This window comes from Neisseria sp. HMSC074B07 (genome assembly GCF_001810355.1).
Taxonomy (GTDB): Bacteria; Pseudomonadota; Gammaproteobacteria; order Burkholderiales; family Neisseriaceae; genus Neisseria.
Map to the genome: position 1 here is coordinate 21,970 of NZ_KV800946.1, position 16,537 is coordinate 38,506.

Sequence of the window (16,537 nt, forward strand, 5' to 3'; positions counted from 1 at the left end):
CCGTACTGGTTTAAAGTTAATCCACTATAGAATCCCTCCGTTCTTTCTCGAACACAGCCTTTACCGGCATCATTTTGCCGCCCGTTTGGCGCGTATCCGGCGTATATTTTGGGGATTTGGTACAGGGGTCGTCTGAAAATGTAAAGACAGCGTCCCTGCAATGCAAAAAAGCGCAAAAGCATAGGAAAACAAGCTATCAAAAAACTCAAAATGCGTGTTAAGATTAGCCATCACTATCCGCCGCACCCATTTATTTCGGGTTTGCGCAGCGCATACAATCACGAAAAGGAAATCCCATGAGTCGCGTATTACTCGTAGATGACGACGCTTTGCTGACTGAATTGCTCACCGAATACCTCACCGCCGAAGGATTGAACGTCCACAGCGTTCCGGACGGCGAAGCCGGTGTACACGAAATCCTGACCGGCCAGTACGATGTCGTCGTATTAGACTCCATGATGCCGAAAATGAACGGCTTGGACGTATTGAAAAACGTCCGCTCCCAAAGCACCGTTCCCATCATCATGCTGACCGCCAAAGGCGACGACATCGACCGCATCATCGGATTGGAAATGGGTGCGGACGACTATGTTCCGAAACCTTGCACCCCGCGCGAACTGTTGGCACGCATCAACGCCATCCTGCGCCGTGCGCAACAAAGCGGCGAGCCGAACAACGCGCCAAACAGCATTTCCGTCAGCGACGTCGTCCTGTACCCCGCCAAACGTCAGGCGACCATCAAAGACACTCCGCTCGAACTGACCAGCACCGAGTTCAACCTGCTCGAAGTCCTGATGCGCCACGCCGGACAAGTTGTCAGCAAAGAAACTTTGTCCATCGAAGCGCTTGACCGCAAACTGGCAAAATTCGACCGCAGTATCGACGTCCACATCTCCAGCATCCGCCACAAACTGGGCGATGCCTCGCTGATTCAGACCGTACGGGGCTTGGGCTACCTGTTTGTTAAAAACTAAAGATAAAACAGATCAATGAAACTGTTTCAACGCATCTTCGCCACATTTTGCGCAGTCATCGTCTGCGCAATCTTTGTGGCGAGTTTTTCTTTTTGGCTGGTGCAAAATACCCTCGCCGAAAACCAATTCAACCAACGCCGCACCATCGAAACCACTTTGATGAACAGCATCCTCTCCGCCTTTAGGGCGCGCGGGGACAGCGGTGCGCGCGAAATTTTGGCGGAATGGGAAGACAGCCCCGTCTCCAATTCCGTTTACGTCATTTTGGGCGACGAGAAAAAAGACATCCTCGACCGCAACATCGACAACCACACCATCGAACGCGCCCGCGTATTTGCCATCAATAATCCCAATTCCGATTTGGCGCACATCGAATACGACCGTTTCGGCGAAGAATACCTCTTCTTTATCAAAGGTTGGGACAGCCATCAGGCGCAACGCCTGCCCAGCCCGCTCTTTATCCCGGGCCTGCCGCTCGCCCCGATTTGGCACGAATTCATCATCCTGTCCTTCATCATCGTCGTCGGTCTGCTGATGGCGTACATCCTCGCCAGTAACATTACCAAGCCCATCAAAATTTTGGGCAGCGGTATGGACAGGGTAGCAAACGGCGAACTTGAAACCCGTATTTCCCAGCAAGTGGACGACCGTGACGACGAATTGTCCCACCTTGCCATCCAGTTCGACAAAATGGCGGAAAAACTGGAAAAACTCGTTGCCAAAGAACGCCACCTGCTGCACCACGTCTCCCACGAAATGCGCTCACCTTTGGCGCGTATGCAGGCAATCGTCGGACTGATTCAGGCGCAGCCGCAAAAGCAGGAACAATACCTGAAAAGGCTGGAAGGCGAATTGACCCGCATGGATACCTTGGTTGGCGAATTGCTGACGCTTTCCCGTTTGGAAACATCCAACATCCCGTTGGAAAAAGAAAGCCTGAAGCTCGTCCCCTTCCTGAAAAACATCGTGGAAGACAACCAAAGCATCGCCCAGCAGAACAAACAAACCGTTACCCTTTCGGTCGAACCCAGAATCCCCGAAAATGCCACGGTCTGCGCCAACGAAGGCTATTTGTACCGCGCGTTTGACAACGTTATCCGCAACGCCATCAATTACAGTCCCGAAGGCAGCACCATCCGCGTCAACATCGGACAAGATAGCAAGCATTGGATTGTGGACGTTACCGACAACGGTCCCGGCGTGGACGAAATGCAACTGCCGCACATTTTCACCGCCTTTTACCGTGCCGACTCCAGCGCCAGCAAACCCGGTACCGGCTTAGGCCTTGCCCTGACCCAACACATCATGGAGCAGCACAACGGCAAAATCATGGCTGAAAACATCAAGCCGAATGGTTTGAAAATGCACTTTATCCTGCCCAAAAAGAAAGTGAACGGCAAAACGGAAAAGCCGCATCCTAAAAACTCTTGACCATGAATATTGCCCATCGGGGTTTGTATAGTGGATTAAATTTAAATCAGGACAAGGCGACGAAGCCGCACAGTACAGACAGTACAGCAAGGCAAGGCAACGCCGTACTGGTTTAAAGTTAAGCCACTATAAACAAATTGCCACACCCCAAGCCTACAAAAGGTCGTCTGAAAAGAACAAACCCTTACGTTCCCGCCTTTCAGACGACCTTTTATGCCATTTGTCATATATAATGCAAGTGAATAATTAAATCATTTAAAGTCCGCGTATTCCGCCATAAAGAGCAGCAAAACAGACTATCCATTGATAACAAAACCAACAACGAACGCCCAATCCCGTTCACTCATCACACACCCCTTCCAACCCAAACCGCCCGAAAGGTCGTCTGAAACGCAGCGTCCACACACTGAAAAGGAGGCACCATGTCCGCCCAATCCATGTCCGGCTACTTCTTCATGCCCAACCACATCATTCTCGTGGGCGCGAGCGAACGCCCATACAGCTTGGGCGAACGCATCCTGAGCAACCTCCTGAGCGCACCGTTTCAAGGTCAAATCACACCCGTCAACCTCCGCCACCGCACGGTTGCCGGACTCACCTCCTACACCAACCTCAACAAAATCCCCGGCAGCGCCGACCTCGTTATCGCCGTAACACCGCCCGACAGCTACGATGCCCTGTTCAAATCCTGCCGCAAAAAACAGTTCGGCCACATCATCCTCATCCAAGACTGGGAAAGCCTGTCCGACGATGAATGGCACACCGCCGAAGCCGCCATCAAAAAACACCACGGCAACGAACTCAACATTAGCGTGTGCAGCCCCGCGGGCGTGCAGCTTCCATCGCAAAGCCTCAACATCAGTTCCCAACCCGACCATCCGGCAGGCTACACCGCCCTTCTGACCGGACACGCTTCCGTCAGCAGCGAAATCAACCTCATGCTGCAAAAAATGGGACAGGGCATTTCACGCCACATCAGCCTCAACTATCCGCTCAGCCCCACCACCTCTGCCGACTGGCTCAACCGTTTCGGCCACAACCGCCACACCAAAGTTGCCGTTATCGAGCATAACCCAGCCGAAAACCAGCGCAACCTGTTCAGCGCCATCCGCCATTTCACCCGCCACACCCCGCTCATCCTCCACGTTACCCACCGTTCAGACGACACCGAAAAAGCCGTGTTGCGCTGCCTTGCGCGTCATTGCAACTTCCTCACCACATTCAGCAGCAGCGAACTCGAAGCCGCCCTGCACGCGCGTTTATCCGATCTTCCCCCTCTGAACAGCATCGACATCCTGTCCGACACCCCTGCCGAGTGGCTGGAAACCTGTGCGCCCCAAAACCTAAAACTCCAATTTCCCACCAAGCAGCCGCACATCCGCCAAGGCTACATCGGCAGCACACCCACGCCCGCCCATTACCACAGCATCGCCAGCCAACAACTTCAAAATACCCATACCGAAGCCCTGCTCGCCATCGTTGCCCCGACCGACAGTCCCGACGAAAAAAATCTGACCCGCACCCTGAGCATGCTGGCGAAACACACTGCCAAACCCCTGCTTGTCAGCAGCCGCTTTTCAGACGACCTCCTGCATTTCGACCGTCCTGAACAAGCCCTGCAAGCCGTATCTTTCCGAAACATTGCCGACCAACTGCAAAAAGAACAGCTACGCATCGCCACACCCAAAAAAGTTCGTCTGAAAACCCCGCAAGCAAGAAACATTAACAAAGCCCTCGCTTCAAAAGACCTTCCCCTGCTTGCCGAAGCCCTGTGTTTGCCGGCTTATCAGCACACCACGCATAACGCCGTGCAATTCCGTTTCCAACGCCATACCGCCTATGGCGACATCCTGACTGTATGCCATCAAGGCAGAACCACCGCCGCGCTCCCGCCGTTCTCTACGCTGGACAGCGAACACATCGCCCGTTTCGCCCAACTCGACAATACACACACCCTCAACCAGCTCCTGCACACCCTAAACACACTCAGCCAACGGCAGCAATACATCGGCGAAATCCTGCTCAACCTCAACGGCGACCAATACAGCAGCGACTTTGTCTTGCAGGCTAATGAACGTCCTTCTCCGAAAAACAAACCAACCAATATAGCCACCCTCAAGCTCGAGCAGGCCGCCGCCAAAGTACAGACCGCAGCGGAATACCTGCGCAGCAAAAATCCGACTGCCGCCGAGTTCCTCCGCAACACCGGCGAAGCCGCCGCCGAACTTTTGGGCGCAAAAACCGAAAGCGAAGACCCCATCCAAAACGTGCTCGCCCCCTACCCGACCGAGCATCCTGCCACGCTTACCCTGAAAAACGGCGAAACCGTAACCATCCACCCCTTCACCCCCGAAGACGCGGAAGTCAAGCAACAATTCGTCCGCAGCCTGTCTCCACAAGCGCGCTACACCCGCTTCATGACCCATACCAACGAATTGCCCACCCCTACCCTCGCACGCTTCAGCAAACTCGACTACCACAGCGAAGCCGCATGGACGGCGCGCAATTCAGACGACCTCATCGTCGCCGTCAGCCGCTTCAGCCGTATCAATCGCAACGAATGCGAATTCGGCATCACACTTGCTGAAAACGTGCGCGGCAAAGGGTTGGCAACGGAAATGATGAAGCTGATTATCCAATCGGCAACACAACAAGGCTACCGCGTCATGAGTGCCCAAATACTCAAATCCAACACCCCTATGCTTAAACTTGCTGAAAAATCAGGCTTTACCATCACCCCTTCAGAAGAAGACAACACTTTATGCCAAGCACGCCTCAGCCTGACCACTCCGCAAAACAGCAACAAAAACAAATAAAAACTTGCATGAACAACGCAAAATATCCTAAAATTAGCGGTTTCTTATCTATCCGATTTTCTCAAAAGGACTCAAAATGGTAGTTATCCGTTTGGCTCGCGGTGGTTCTAAACACCGTCCCTTCTTCCACGTAGTCGTTGCCGACTCCCACAACCGCCGCGACGGCCGCTTCATCGAGCGCGTTGGCTTCTACAACCCTGTTGCCAATGAAAAACAAGAGCGCGTACGCCTCCAAGCCGACCGCCTGAACCACTGGATCGCCCAAGGCGCACAAGTCAGCGACGCAGTTGCAAAACTGATCAAAGAACAAAAAGCTGCTGCTTAATCACCGGCTAATCTTGCTATGACCGACACTCGACAACGGGTAGCCATGGGCTACATCAAAGGCGTATTCGGCATCAAAGGTTGGCTCAAAATAGCCGCCAATACAGAATACGCCGACAGCCTCCTGGACTACCCTGAGTGGCAGTTAAGCAAAGACGGTAAAACCCTGAACGTGACACTCGAAGCCGGCAAAATCGTCAGCGGAGAGCTTCAGGTCAAATTCGAAGGCATAGACGATCGCGATCAAGCTTTTGCCCTTCGCGGCTGTACCATCGAAATCCCCCGAGAAGAATTCGCTCCTACCGAGGAAGACGAATATTATTGGGCAGATTTAGTCGGCATGACCGTTGTCAACAAAGACAATATCGTGCTCGGCAAAGTCACAAACCTGATGGAAACCGGTGCCAACGATGTTTTGATGATTAATGGCGAACATGGCCAAATCCTGATCCCGTTCGTATCCAACTACATCGAAACCGTCGATACCGAAGGCAAAACCATTACCACCGACTGGGGCTTAGACTACTGATGTTGATACAAGCCATCACCATCTTCCCCGAAATGTTCGACAGCATTACCGAATACGGCGTAACCGGTCGCGCAAAAAAACAAAACCTTTGGCAATTCCAAGCCATCAATCCCCGCAAATTCGCCGATAACAAACTCGGCTATATTGACGACCGCCCCTTTGGCGGAGGTCCGGGAATGATTATGATGGCACCGCCGCTGCAAGCAGCGATAGAAGAAGCCAAACAAACATCTTCATCTCCTGCAAAAGTCATCTACCTTAGTCCGCAAGGTCAACCGCTGACCCACAAAAAAGCTGTAGAACTTGCAAAATCCCCGCATCTCATACTGCTTTGCGGACGATACGAAGGAATTGACGAACGCCTGCTGCAAAGCAGCGTAAATGAAGAAATCAGCATAGGCGACTTTGTCGTTTCCGGCGGAGAGCTACCCGCCATGATGCTGATGGATGCCGTACTCAGACTGATACCCGGCGTATTGGGCGACATACAGTCAGCCGAGCAGGATTCGTTTTCAGACGACCTATTAGACTGCCCCCATTACACCAAACCTTTAGAATTCCAAGGCATGACCGTCCCTGACGTATTGCGTTCGGGCAATCATGGCTTGATAGCCGAATGGCGGTTGAAACAATCGCTGCGGCGCACCCTGGAGCGCAGACCAGACCTGCTGGAAAAGCGCAGTTTAATCCCAAAGGAATCCCGCCTCTTAAAAGAAATCTTGCAAGAGCAACAGGAAATCCAATCATAATTTAGGAAAAACAATGAACCTGATTCAACAATTAGAGCAAGAAGAAATCGCTCGCCTGAACAAAGAAATCCCCGAATTCGCACCGGGTGACACCGTAGTCGTTTCCGTACGCGTAGTAGAGGGTTCACGCAGCCGTCTGCAAGCTTACGAAGGCGTTGTTATCGCCCGTCGTAACCGCGGCTTGAACAGCAACTTCATCGTCCGCAAAATTTCCAGCGGCGAAGGCGTTGAGCGTACTTTCCAACTCTACTCCCCTACCGTAGAAAAAATCGAAGTAAAACGCCGCGGTGACGTCCGTCGCGCCAAACTGTACTACCTGCGCGGCCTGACCGGTAAAGCGGCCCGCATTAAAGAAAAATTGCCTGCCCGCAAAGGTTAAGCAAAAGAATTACAAAACAAAATCCCCACTTTTCAGTGGGGATTTTTTACATCATCTTTCTATCATTCGGCAGTAAATTCAATTACAGATAAGATTTCGGTTACCGGCCTACAAAAAAACCTTGATACAACTTCTACAAACCGTCAGCCTCTTAAAGTACATAAAAATAGATGCAGACAAATTGAGCCAAGCTTCCACCAAGAACAAACAAATGCCAAATACCATGACCATGTTTAATCTTTTTATCATTCACAAACCAATAGATACCGACGCTATACAATATACCGCCCAACGCAAGCCAAAACAGCCCGACAGATGAAAGCGATTGAACCAATGGAAATAAAGCAACCAAAATCAACCATCCCATCACCACATAAATAATCATGGACAACAGCCGTTTTTCACTCTTTCTCCCTATCGTAAGCTCTTGAATAATCCCTAAAAATGCCAAGCCCCATGACACACCGAAAAGCGACCAACCCCATTCTCCCTTAAGAGGAATCAAGGTAAACGGGGTATAGCTGCCTGCAATCAACAGATAAATCATGCAATGATCCACTTTTTGCAAGACAGCCTTAATTTTAGGTTGAGGAATACTGTGGTACAACGTTGAGCCCAGATACAGCAAAGACAGGCAAACACCATAAGTAATCGCACTGGCAAGCCGATATGAATCATCCGCCTTAATAATCATCAGCACCAATGCCGCAACAGCCAGCATGGCGCCAATCAAATGAGTATACGCATTAAAGCGTTCACCGTAATACATAAGAATCATTCTTAGTTTGAAGAGACCGGCAAAGTGTACGCCAAACACCATACCGTAAGCGCAAGAAAATGATAAAGATAAGTTAAAACCAACACCGTTATCATTCCAAGACGCCTAATCCAGGCCTTACCTTACATTCAACATCATCCCTCTTTTCTCAGACGTTCCAAATGTTCGCGTACTTCCTGTACCTTTTCTTCGGTAAACAAATTCTCAATATTTTTCCAGATACTATGATAACCATAAGGACCATGTTGCATTTCCAACCTGGCCTCTTCCACCGACCAACCCTGATAAATAATACGGTACATTCCGGAAATCAAACCTGTACGGTCAGCCCCATGATAGCAATGAACCAATACAGGGCCGTATTTTTGCTGCTTTTCAATTAAGAAAAGAGTTTGCGCGACATCTTTAGGCTTAATTTTCCACGTCAACAAAGGACGGTTCAGCAGCATCAAATTGCGGCCTTTTAAATGTGTTTCGTTGTCGTTCCGATCAAAAAATCGCAAATTAATCACACTACGGATACCGAGTTGTTCAATCAGTTCCCCATCTTCCGCAACCGGCTGCTCACTGCGGTAAAGCTTATCGTCAATACGGTACAAATTAGCATCTTGCTTTACCAAAGTCGCCCAACGGGCGGAAGCGGTAGAAATATCTTGAGGAGCCATAGGAGTGGAGCACGCAGCGAGGAAACATGAACACAAAATTACAAACACAAAATGACGCATAAATTCTTCTCTAGAATAAAACGTGATTGTAATGGCAGGTCGTCTGAAAACGAAGCCCGATTAAAGCAGACAACCGCAACCGGCAGTTTCAAGCATTTTCAGACGACCTTTATGTCGTACAAATCAAACACAAACCGCATATCGATGGACAATTATCCCAACAAATGTAAAAAACAGTTTATTTTTGTCATAATTATATCTATGATAATACTTTATGCCATTTGATAAAAAGCACCATTCCAATCAACAAAAAAGGGGACAATATGTCTGCAATCAACACTAAAATCAAAACCATCATCTTAACCGCCATCAGCGCGGCAATCCTGTCTGCCTGTGGAGGCGGCGGTGGCAGCGGTGGCGCATCCACTCTTTCCACCGGATCAACCAGCACAAGTGGCAACGGCAGCCCTGCTAAAAACAGCAGCCCAAGCAATGCCACCCCCAGCGCTACCAATAACAATAATGGCAATACCGTAGCAGCCGCAGCACCTCGCAACAATCATGCCGATAACCTCGCCGGTCTGATTGATGAAGCTCCGCTGGAAACTTTAAACCTTGCTACACCGCTGCACACCAGCTTCATTTCTTCAGCCAGTGCGCAACAAAACAATCCAAATGTTCAATTGCGCCAAAAAGAAACAGGAGAACAATTCCAAACTGACAACCAAAACAAAGATCAAGGCGGCTTGATCAGCTCTTTAGATTTTAAAGCCAACGATGAAGTGAAATTGGATGGAATTGTACTATTCAATAAAAATGCGAATGGCAGTGCAACGCAACCCGAATGGACAACCACCGATTCCCTCATCGCAAAAATCAATTCCAAAGGCAACACAAAAGCCGATATCAGCGAACAAGATGGCAGCGAAAAAAATACCAAATACGAATACGGCAAATCAACTTTGGACGACCGTATTGTCGAAATCTTCAAACAATTGAAGACCGAACGAGAAAACCTTAAAAAAGCAAAAGAAGGCGGTACCGACGGTATTGATACAAACAAAATTGCAGAAATTGAAGCCAAGATCAAAGAGCTGTCAGAACTGTATGACTTTAAACGTCAACTTCGTGCAGGTTTGACAAAATATACTCAAGATTCCATGAATCAAATTGCCTATTTCCGCACTGATGCCGATGGTTTGGTGTTTGACAAACGATTCGACGGCATCTACGTCATCCGTTTTGTCGATGGTACGCAGATCGTTATGCACGATCCTGCCGCTGCCGGTTGGACTTACCAAACTTTCGCCCACTACATTGATCCGAAATCCGGCGTAATTTACGGCTATCAAAGCTTAGGCGATGAGACCAAGTTCACCGACCTGCCGGAGAAAGGTACGGCAACTTACAACGGCTTGACTACCGCCTATGTTGTGAAAGGTGACCAAAGCCGTCAGCTGACAGCGGATGTTAAAGCCATTGCTGATTTCGGTTTGAAAGGCGTACGCTTTGAAACTACCAATTCCCAATTCCATTCCCTCGACGCCAACGGCCGCCGCGTAAGCGAAGCCGATGCGAAGTACGACATGAAAGGTACGGCGAAATGGGAAAACGGCAACCTCTTCCTTGGTTCGGTTGAAGCAGCCGCAGCAGGTCTGAAAGGTAATTTGAGCGGTAAATTCTACGGTGAAAAAGCTGCTGAAATCGGCGGTACTTACGGCTTGAAAAACCAAGACGGCAGCGAACACTTCATCGGTGGTTACGGCGCGAAACGTCAATAATCCTAATGACCGTCTCCTTTAAAAAAGGTCGTCTGAAAGACTGTTTGCAGTTTCAGACGACCTTTTCTTTTAACCTGCCAAACACACCCGCACCAATATGAAAGCGCATAACACGGTCACCCAATGCAGCGATAAATTAATTTGAAATCAGGGCAAAACAAGGAAGTTATCCTTATCCGGCAGCTTTATCCCCTATCTTCATCACCCTCTGCCTGCTTCTATTACCAACTTCTCTAATAATCACGCCGCAGAAAAGGCGCAATTGTGGCATAATCTGCACCAAATCAAACAGACATCGGCAATGCACACCATACCGGCGCGCGAATCCGATGGCTTTATCTCCAAACTTTCAGACAAATCAAACCAAGACGGGGTTTCCAGCCAGAGGTCGTCTGAAAGTATCCGCTTCAACGAAATTAAAACCGACAAATGTAAAGAGCAGAAAGTCTCACATGACAACCCAAACCCTTTTAATCGAACTCCTTACCGAAGAACTTCCCCCCAAAGCCCTGAATAATTTAGGCAACCACTTCGCCGCTTCTGTTGCCGAAGGCTTGGAAAAAGCGCAACTGATTGACGGCGCAGCCGAATATACCGCCTACGCCTCGCCGCGCCGTTTGGCCGTTCAAGTTAAAAACGTGAAAGCCGTTCAAGCCGATCAGAAAATCGTGAAAAAAGGCCCAGCCGTGGCAAATGCCATGAAAGACGGTGCGCCGACCAAGGCTTTGGAAGGTTTTGCACGCGGTGCGGGGGCGAAAATCGAAGACTTGACCATCGTCCACGACGGCAAACAAGACGTGTACGCCTACGAATATATCCAAACCGGCAAACCGTTGGGCGAACTTTTGGAAGACATTATCAATCAAGCCGTTAAGAAACTGCCGATTCCGAAAGTAATGCGTTGGGGCAGCAGCACGTTTACCTTCGTGCGCCCTGTTCACGGGCTGATTGTGCTGCACGGCGGCGACATCGTGAACGTCAGCGTTTTGGGTCTGCAAAGTGGCAATCAAACCTTGGGACACCGCTTCCTGTCCAACGGCGAAATCACTATTACAAACGCCGACAGCTACGCCACACAAATGCGCGAGCAAGGCAAAGTCGTTGCTTCGTTTGCCGAGCGCAAAGCCGCGATTCAGACGGCCTTGAACGAACAGGCAGGTCGTCTGAAAGCCACCGTAGCCGCCGATGAAGCATTGTTGGACGAAGTTACCGCGCTGGTCGAATACCCCGTTGTTTTGGAAGCCGGTTTTGAAGAACATTTCCTCGCCGTGCCGCAGGAATGCCTGATTCTGACCATGCAGCAAAACCAAAAATACTTCCCGCTGCTCGACCGAAACGGCAAGCTGATGAACCGCTTCCTGCTGGTCTCCAACTTGCAAACCGAAGACCCGTCGCACATCATCCAAGGCAACGAACGCGTCTTGCGCGCGCGCCTGTCTGATGCCGAGTTCTTCTACAAACAAGACCAAAAAGCGACTTTGGAAAGCCGCCTGCCCAAGCTGGCGAACGTGGTGTATCACAACAAAATCGGCTCGCAAGCCGAACGCATCGAACGCCTGCAAAGCATTGCCGCCCACATCGCCAAAGCTTTGGGCGCAGATGCCGCCGCAGCCGAACGCGCCGCGCGTCTGGCAAAAGCCGACTTGGTGACCGAAATGGTCGGCGAGTTCCCTGAACTGCAAGGCACGATGGGCAAATACTACGCCCGCTTGGACGGCGAAACCGAAGAAATCGCCGAAGCCGTCGAGCAGCACTATCAGCCGCGTTTTGCCGGCGACAACCTGCCGAACGGCAAAGTTGCCACTGCCGTTGCGCTGGCCGACAAGCTGGAAACCTTGGTCGGCATTTGGGGCATCGGTCTGATTCCGACCGGCGACAAAGACCCCTACGCCCTGCGCCGCGCCGCCTTGGGTATTTTGCGGATGCTGATGCAGTATGGTTTGGACGTAAACGAGCTGATTCAGACGACCTTCGACAGCTTCCCCAAAGGTTTGCTCAACGAGAAAACGCCGTCTGAAACCGCCGACTTCATGCAGGCGCGCCTTGCCGTGTTGCTGCAAAACGACTATCCGCAAGACATTGTTGCCGCCGTACTTGCCAAACAGCCGCGCCGTTTGGACGATTTGACCGCCAAACTGCAAGCCGTCGCCGCATTCAAACAACTACCCGAAGCCGCCGCACTCGCCGCTGCCAACAAACGCGTGCAAAACCTGCTGAAAAAAGCCGATACCGCGCTGGGCGAAGTCGATGAAAGCTTGCTGCAACAAGACGAAGAAAAAGCCCTGTACGCCGCCGCGCAAGACTTGCAGCCGAAAATCGCCGCCGCTGTTGCCGAAGGCAATTTTCAGACGGCCTTATCAGAACTGGCTTCCGTCAAACCGCAGGTTGATGCCTTCTTCGACGGCGTGATGGTGATGGCGGAAGATCCCGCCGTAAAACAAAACCGCCTGAACCTGCTGAACCGCTTGGCAGAGCAGATGAACGCGGTAGCGGATATTGCGCTCTTGAGCGAATAATATATAGCCGTAAACAAAGGTCGTCTGAAAACGGACAAGCAGCTTTGCCCAACGTTTTCAGACGACCTTTTTGATTCTATGAATCTATAGTGGATTAAATTTAAATCAGGACAAGGCCGACGAAGCCGCACAGCAGTACAGATAGTACGAAACCGATTCACTTGGTGCTTCAGCACCTTAGAGGAATCGTTCTCTTTGAACTAAGGCGAGGTAACGCCGTCGGTTTAAAGTTAAGCCACTATAAAGCCATCTGCTCGCCCGCAAAGCCAATTCCTGCCCACATCCATGTCCTAGCCCCATACCATTCCGTGTGGGCACAGCCTATTTACTATATAATTTCGACTTTCAGCATTTTCCGCGCTTAATCATGAAACGGCTCAAACGCATCAAAACCATCCTCCGCACGCTTTACCTCTACCGCCTCGCCGAGCTGTTTGCCGCGCTTGTCCGTCCGGGCTGGGCGCGGACGCTGTTGAAAATGCTGCCGCAGTCGTCTGAATTGGAAAACGAACCGCCTGCCGTCCGCCTGCGCCTTGCCCTAGAAAGCTTGGGGCCGATTTTCATCAAATTCGGGCAGGTTCTCTCCACGCGCCCCGATTTGATTCCGTATGATTACGCGGTCGAACTGGCAAAGCTGCAAGACCAAGTCCCGCCGTTTGATGCGCAGCTTTCACGCTCGCAAATCGAAAAATCGCTGGGGCAATCCATCGAAACGCTGTATGCAGAATTTGAAACCGAACCCGTCGCCAGCGCGTCCATCGCCCAAGTACACAAAGCCCGCCTGCATTCGGGCGAACAAGTGGCGGTCAAAGTTTTGCGCCCCAACCTTTTGCCCGTTATCGAACAGGATTTGTCGCTGATGCGCTTCGGCGCAGCTTGGGTCGAGCGTCTGTTTGCCGACGGCAAGCGTTTGAAACCGCGCGAAGTGGTGGCGGAATTCGACAAATACCTGCATGACGAGTTGGACTTGATGCGCGAAGCCGCCAATGCCAGCCAGCTCGGCCGCAACTTCCAAAACAGCAATATGCTGATTGTGCCTAAAGTGTTTTACGACTACTGCACCAGCGACGTACTGACCATCGAATGGATGGACGGCACGCCGGTATCGGAAATCGCCAAACTCAAAGCCGACGGCATCGATTTGCACAAACTCGCCGATTACGGCGTGGAAATCTTCTTCACACAAGTCTTCCGAGACGGCTTTTTCCACGCGGATATGCACCCCGGCAACATTCTGGTCGCCGCCGACAACCGCTACATCGCCCTCGATTTCGGCATTGTCGGCACGCTGACCGACTACGACAAACGCTATCTCGCCATCAACTTCCTCGCCTTCTTCAACCGCGATTACCACCGCGTCGCCACCGCCCACATCGAATCAGGCTGGGTGCCTGCCGACACGCGCGCGGAAGAATTGGAAGCTGCCGTCCGCGCCGTGTGCGAACCGGTGTTCAACAAACCGATTTCACAAATTTCGTTCGGCCTCGTATTGATGCGCCTGTTTGAAGTCAGCCGCCGCTTCAATGTCGAAATCCAGCCGCAGCTTGTATTGCTGCAAAAAACGCTGCTCAACATCGAAGGCTTGGGACGGCAGCTTGATCCCGATTTGGACCTGTGGAAAACCGCCAAACCGTTTTTGGTGAAATGGATGAACGAACAGGTCGGTCCTAAAGCCTTTTTGCGCAACCTCAAAAACGAAGCCCCCGACTGGGCGCAAATCATCCCTTCCCTGCCCCGCAAAATCAATGCGCTGGTTGACGAAAACCGCCAGCAGGAAATGCGCGATGCCTATATCCATTTGGTCAAAGTGCAGCAGCGGCAAAGCATGTGGCTGGGCGTGATTGCGATTGTGTTGCTGCTGATTTTGCTGTTTGATTAAAAATCCATATACACAAAAGGTCGTCTGAAAACGAAATAGTGGTTTTAGAAAAACTCGCTATCCGCATTTTCAGACGACCTTTTATTATGAATTTGCATAAAACGCGCACCTCAACCGTAGCGTGGGCTCCGCCCACGAAAATTGGATATTTTGCCCATCGCCCCAAGCAAAATAGACCGATATATTCTCGCGGGCAAAGCCCACACTACTTTTCCACTCGTTACCAAGGTCGTCTGAAAACATGGATTGCGGCTAAGCAAACCTGATATGACCGTTTTCAGACGACCTTCTATTGCGAGTTTGAATACAATACCCGCCGCAGCCGTAGCGTGGTCTCTGCCCACGAAAATCAGGATATTTTGCTACTCGCTCCAAGCAAAATAGACCGATATATTTCTCGCGGGCAAAGCCCATACCACCTCTTCCCTTCATCATCGAGGTCGTCTGAAAACGTCAACCGTTCCCATCGCATAAAACTGCGCTTTTCAGACGACCTTTACAGTTTTTGAGTCATTCCCCGATATGCTATAATCCGCCGTTAAACTTTTATCTTTTCAGGAAAAACCATGAGCTTGAAATGCGGCATCGTCGGCCTGCCCAACGTTGGCAAATCCACCCTCTTTAACGCGCTGACCCAATCGGGCATCGAAGCGGCGAACTATCCCTTCTGCACCATCGAACCCAACGTCGGCATTGTCGAAGTGCCCGACCCGCGCATGGCGGAACTGGCAAAAATCGTCAACCCGCAAAAAATGCAGCCCGCCATCGTCGAGTTCGTCGATATTGCCGGTTTGGTTGCAGGCGCGAGCAAAGGCGAAGGCTTGGGCAACCAGTTCCTCGCCAACATCCGCGAAACCGACGCCATCGTCAACGTCGTGCGCTGCTTCGACGACGACAACATCGTCCACGTCGCAGGCAAAGTCGATCCGATTGCCGACATCGAAACCATCGGCACCGAACTAGCGCTTGCCGACCTCGCCAGCGTCGAAAAAGCCATCGTCCGCGAAGAAAAACGCGCCCGCTCAGGCGATAAAGACGCGCAAAAACTGGGCGAACTGTGCAAAAAACTGCTGCCGCATCTGAATGAAGGCAAACCCGTCCGCTCCTTCGGTTTGGACGCAGAAGAACTCGCCATGCTCAAACCGCTGTTCCTGCTGACCGCCAAACCCGCCATGTATGTGGGCAACGTTGCCGAGGACGGTTTTGAAAACAATCCGCACCTCGACCGTCTGAAAGAATTGGCTGAAAAAGAAAACGCCCCCGTCGTTGCCGTTTGCGCCGCGATGGAGAGCGAAATCGCCGAGTTGGAAGACGACGAAAAAGCCGAATTCCTCGCCGAAATGGGCTTGGAAGAACCCGGCCTGAACCGCCTGATTCGTGCCGGCTACGACCTCTTGGGCCTGCAAACCTACTTCACCGCCGGCGTCAAAGAAGTCCGCGCTTGGACCATCCACAAAGGCGACACCGCCCCGCAAGCCGCCGGCGTCATCCACACCGACTTCGAACGCGGCTTCATTCGCGCCCAAGTCATTTCCTACGACGACTTTGTCTCGCTCGGCGGCGAAGCCAAAGCCAAAGAAGCCGGCAAAATGCGCGTGGAAGGCAAGGAATATGTCGTGCAGGACGGGGATGTGATGCACTTCTTGTTCAACGTATAAACCAAATGCAATAAGCTTTCAGACGACCTTCCTAACCGAGGTCGTCTGAAAACCATCA

Annotated in this window: 13 protein-coding genes; 11 read left to right on the forward strand and 2 right to left on the reverse strand. The window is 51.2% G+C overall.

The annotated features are described in order from the left end of the window. The first annotated feature begins 296 nt into the window (after window positions 1–296). From misR to rplS, 7 genes are all read left to right on the forward strand, one after another. Window positions 297–974, forward strand: a complete 678-nt coding sequence (gene misR / locus HMPREF2726_RS07460; RefSeq protein WP_003740839.1) for a two-component system response regulator MisR — start codon at window positions 297–299, stop codon at window positions 972–974. Window positions 975–989: 15 nt separating this feature from the next. Then, window positions 990–2,405: a HAMP domain-containing sensor histidine kinase gene (locus tag HMPREF2726_RS07465; RefSeq protein WP_003758036.1), complete on the forward strand. Its 1,416-nt coding sequence runs from the start codon at window positions 990–992 to the stop codon at window positions 2,403–2,405. Window positions 2,406–2,827: 422 nt separating this feature from the next. Beyond that, a complete protein-coding gene (locus HMPREF2726_RS07470) occupies window positions 2,828–5,221 on the forward strand; it encodes a bifunctional acetate--CoA ligase family protein/GNAT family N-acetyltransferase (RefSeq protein WP_009312351.1) in 2,394 nt (797 codons plus the stop codon). 76 nt (window positions 5,222–5,297) lie between these two features. Further along, entirely contained in the window at window positions 5,298–5,546 is a 249-nt protein-coding gene (gene rpsP / locus HMPREF2726_RS07475; protein ID WP_003740833.1) for a 30S ribosomal protein S16, read from the forward strand. An 18-nt stretch (window positions 5,547–5,564) separates the two neighbouring features. Beyond that, window positions 5,565–6,074 (forward strand): ribosome maturation factor RimM, encoded by a 510-nt coding sequence (gene rimM, locus HMPREF2726_RS07480; RefSeq protein WP_009312352.1) that lies wholly within the window; start codon window positions 5,565–5,567, stop codon window positions 6,072–6,074. After that, window positions 6,074–6,823: a tRNA (guanosine(37)-N1)-methyltransferase TrmD gene (gene trmD / locus HMPREF2726_RS07485; RefSeq protein WP_009312353.1), complete on the forward strand. Its 750-nt coding sequence runs from the start codon at window positions 6,074–6,076 to the stop codon at window positions 6,821–6,823. The genes rimM and trmD overlap by 1 nt, the downstream gene beginning before the upstream one ends. 13 nt (window positions 6,824–6,836) lie before the next feature. Next, window positions 6,837–7,202 (forward strand): 50S ribosomal protein L19, encoded by a 366-nt coding sequence (gene rplS / locus HMPREF2726_RS07490; RefSeq protein WP_003679470.1) that lies wholly within the window; start codon window positions 6,837–6,839, stop codon window positions 7,200–7,202. 151 nt (window positions 7,203–7,353) lie between these two features. On the opposite strand, the gene HMPREF2726_RS07495 is transcribed toward rplS, so the two are convergent. Together HMPREF2726_RS07495 and HMPREF2726_RS07500 are read right to left on the reverse strand one after the other, a co-directional pair. Then, window positions 7,354–7,971: a PAQR family membrane homeostasis protein TrhA gene (locus tag HMPREF2726_RS07495; RefSeq protein WP_036529469.1), complete on the reverse strand. Its 618-nt coding sequence runs from the start codon at window positions 7,969–7,971 to the stop codon at window positions 7,354–7,356. A 143-nt stretch (window positions 7,972–8,114) separates the two neighbouring features. Then, the gene (locus HMPREF2726_RS07500; protein WP_094113029.1) at window positions 8,115–8,645 is read right to left on the reverse strand and encodes a tyrosine-protein phosphatase; all 531 of its coding nucleotides are present in this window, start codon (window positions 8,643–8,645) and stop codon (window positions 8,115–8,117) included. 323 nt (window positions 8,646–8,968) lie between these two features. Between HMPREF2726_RS07500 and HMPREF2726_RS07510 the strand changes: the two genes are divergently transcribed. From HMPREF2726_RS07510 to ychF, 4 genes are all read left to right on the forward strand, one after another. Next, a complete protein-coding gene (locus tag HMPREF2726_RS07510; protein ID WP_070602854.1) occupies window positions 8,969–10,426 on the forward strand; it encodes a transferrin-binding protein-like solute binding protein in 1,458 nt (485 codons plus the stop codon). A gap of 452 nt (window positions 10,427–10,878) precedes the next feature. Then, entirely contained in the window at window positions 10,879–12,942 is a 2,064-nt protein-coding gene (gene glyS, locus HMPREF2726_RS07515; RefSeq protein WP_070602856.1) for a glycine--tRNA ligase subunit beta, read from the forward strand. A 367-nt stretch (window positions 12,943–13,309) separates the two neighbouring features. Next, a complete protein-coding gene (gene ubiB, locus HMPREF2726_RS07520; protein ID WP_009312359.1) occupies window positions 13,310–14,821 on the forward strand; it encodes a ubiquinone biosynthesis regulatory protein kinase UbiB in 1,512 nt (503 codons plus the stop codon). 566 nt (window positions 14,822–15,387) lie between these two features. Then, a complete protein-coding gene (gene ychF, locus HMPREF2726_RS07525; RefSeq protein ID WP_070602858.1) occupies window positions 15,388–16,479 on the forward strand; it encodes a redox-regulated ATPase YchF in 1,092 nt (363 codons plus the stop codon). Window positions 16,480–16,537 lie beyond the last annotated feature (58 nt).